At 64.8% G+C, this 3,024-nt stretch carries 2 protein-coding genes and 1 pseudogene; all 3 read left to right on the plus strand.

From position 1 onward, the window contains the following. Positions 1–495: 495 nt before the first annotated feature. On the plus strand, positions 496–1,344 hold the full coding sequence (locus ACY45C_RS20625; RefSeq protein WP_462189207.1) for an ATP-binding cassette domain-containing protein: 849 nt from the start codon (positions 496–498) through the stop codon (positions 1,342–1,344). Positions 1,345–1,460: 116 nt separating this feature from the next. Next, a complete protein-coding gene (locus ACY45C_RS20630) occupies positions 1,461–2,402 on the plus strand; it encodes an ABC transporter permease (protein ID WP_462189208.1) in 942 nt (313 codons plus the stop codon). 179 nt (positions 2,403–2,581) lie between these two features. After that, a pseudogene (locus tag ACY45C_RS20635) lies at positions 2,582–3,024 on the plus strand (hypothetical protein); the annotation flags it as partial.

Consider the following 3,024-nt stretch of genomic DNA (forward strand, 5'->3'; position numbering starts at 1 on the left):
AGACCCAATCACCCGTCTCAAGCCAGTCGGCCCGGTACGCGCGGTTTACACCGTCATGAACTTGGAACTTGACTTCGGAACCGTCGTCAAGGACTACCACGACCCCTCGCGCGGCTGACGCGCAGCGCAATGCAGTCGGCCAGCCCGCCGTGTCCTGTCCCTGGCCATGCGACAGCCTCGCCGCCGCGGACATCCAGTTGACCCCGACCGAGGTCGCCATGATCGAGTTTATCGGCGCGGAGGGCGCCAGCGTCGAGGGCCCACCGCAGAGGGCGTCGAGTAACCGAAACAGCCCGATGCCCTGTGCCCTGATGATGTGGACGTCGCGGACGTGATCGCCCGTGCGATGGGTGGCCCTCGTCAGCGTGGTCCTCGCCGACCCGGAACGAACACAGGCCGTGCAAACCCTGACCGCGGACGTGCTGGCCGAATACCGCTTCCGAAGCCCACACCGCACTCAGTCCATGACCCGTTCCTTCCCGACGGAGGACGACCATGACGACCCAGATCATCGCAGTCCGGCGCACGGGCATTCCGCTCGCGGGCGACCAGTTTGTGGGCTGCCTCGCCGCACCCGGTCAAACGCCGCCGACCGACGTGCCGGACACGCCACGGCTCGTCGCGCGCGGCATCACCAAATCGTTCGGGCATGTGCGGGCGCTTGGCGGTGCCGATCTGCAGATCGCGTCCGGCGAAGTCATCGGCCTGGTCGGCGACAACGGCGCCGGGAAGAGCACTCTCGTCAAGGCCCTCACCGGGGCCCTTCGCCCTGACAACGGCACCGTCGACATCGACGGGCGGCCCGCGCACCTCATGTCACCGACCGTGGCACGCACCCACGGTATCGAGGTCGTCCATCAGGACCTTGCCCTGGCACCCGACCTCGACCCGGTCGCAAACCTTTTCCTCGGCAGGGAACGATTCGCGCCCGGCCGAAGGCTGCTCGGCACGCTCGACCAGCGCGGCATGCGGCAGGCAGCGACCGAAGTTTTCGACCGGGCTGATCTGCGCCTGCTCTCGCTGGATGTCGCGGTCCGCAACCTCTCCGGCGGGCAACGGCAACTCATCTCGGTCGTCCGGGCCCTGGCGTTCTCCCGCAGCATCATCTTCATGGACGAGCCGACCGCCGCGCTCGGCGTCCGCCAGACCGAGCAGGTCGCCAAGCTGGTCAAGCAGGCAGCCGCCAGCGGCGTCGCGGTCGTCCTCATCAGCCACAACATCCCCGAGCTATTGGAAGTGGTCGACCGGATCGTCGTGATGCGACTGGGTAGCAGCGTCGCATCGATCCCGATCGGTGAGGCAACCATGGAACGGCTCGTGGGCGCGATGACGGGACTCGGCTAATGGCAATCGACCACACGACGGCAACCGACCACACGACGGCAACTGACATGGACTCCTCGCGCACCGCGGGAACGGCTCATCCCTATCGCCTGCGGAGCATCGCCAGCAATCCCGAGGTGGGCGTGCTCGCCGGGCTCGTCGCGCTGATCGTGATGTTCTGCGTGTGGCAGCCCGGTGGCTTCGCCACCGTCGGCAACCTCAAGAACCTCGTCTCGGACAGCAGTATCCTGATCGTCCTGGCTATGGCGACGACGTTTGTCATCGTCAGTGGCCAGATCGACCTCTCCATCGGCGGCATCATCGCCTTCACCGAGGTCATCACGGCCACGACGTTCCAGGCGATGGGCGGAACAGCTGGCGGCGCGGACGCCATCCTGCTCGGGTTCGTCGTCGCACTGGTGTCCGGCCTGGGCTGGGGGCTGCTGAATGGGTTGCTGGTGACGAAGCTCAAGCTCGCAGCGTTCGTGGCAACTCTCGCAACGCTCGGAATCGCGCAGGGCGCCGCCTACGTGATCAGCCGGGGAACCGACCTTGCGACGGTGCCCGCCGCGCTTACAAAAAGCGTTGGTATCGGTCGTGTCTTCGGAATCCCCACGATCGTGATCATAGCCGCTGTCGTGGTCGTCGCGGCCACCCGTTGCCTCCGCAGGACGCGCTTCGGCCGCTACACCTTCGCAATCGGATCCGATCGAATCGCAGCGCAGCGCGCCGGAGTGCAGGTCGATCTGCACACCATGAGGGTGTACGCACTGGCCGGCCTCGGGTACGGATTCGTCGCGTTCCTCAACCTCGCCCGCTTCTCCACCACAACCATCGGCGGCCACAGCACGGATGCCCTAAACGCCATCACCGCGGTCGCGCTCGGCGGAGCCAGTCTTTATGGCGGAGTCGGAAGCACCATCGGCGCACTGATCGGTGTCTTCATCCCCGCCGTACTGCAGAACGGTTTCGTCGTCGCTGGGGTCGACCCCTTCTACGCGCAGATCAGCGTCGGCGTCGCCCTCATCCTCGCCCTCTGGGGCGACCAGGTGCGCCGTTCCTACTCCAAGACCACCTGACTCCGGGTCTCCCTTCACGGCATATCTCGAAGCCGAAGCCAGAGATCGCTCGACTCTCAGTTCCTCGGTAACGCCGTGATACTTCCCCACTCACGCACCAATCAGCACCCGAAGGAATCATAGGAGTCGAAATGAAATAACTTGCGCGTTTTGAACCCTCCACAGGCCTGTGACCTGCGATGATGCTCTCGATCACGTATTTGTTACTTCATTACGTCCCCATAATGCGTACTCGACCCACCTGCCTCCGAAAGGCACCCGCCTCTGCCGCAGCCTTGGCGGTCCTGGCCGCCTTGGCCGCCTGCTCAACCTCGTCCGGATCCGATTCATCGTCCGAAACCGCCTCCGGCGGAAGCGCCGTAGCGACCGTGACTCCTGCTGCAAATGCGCCCGAAGCAGGCAGCGCAGAAGGAAAGAAGTTCATCTATGTCGCCTACAATGCACCGCTTTACGGGGGCGTATATTGCGGAGCTAAGGCGGAAGCGGAGCGGCTTGGTGCTTCGATCACAAGGCAGTACGCTGCCGAATTCACGCCCGCATCCCAGATCCCGGTTCTAAACGCCGCTTTGGCGACCAGCCCGGATGGGCTGGTAATCAGCCCGACGGATCCGAACGCCATGTA

This window comes from Frankia sp. CcWB2, from assembly GCF_977927585.1.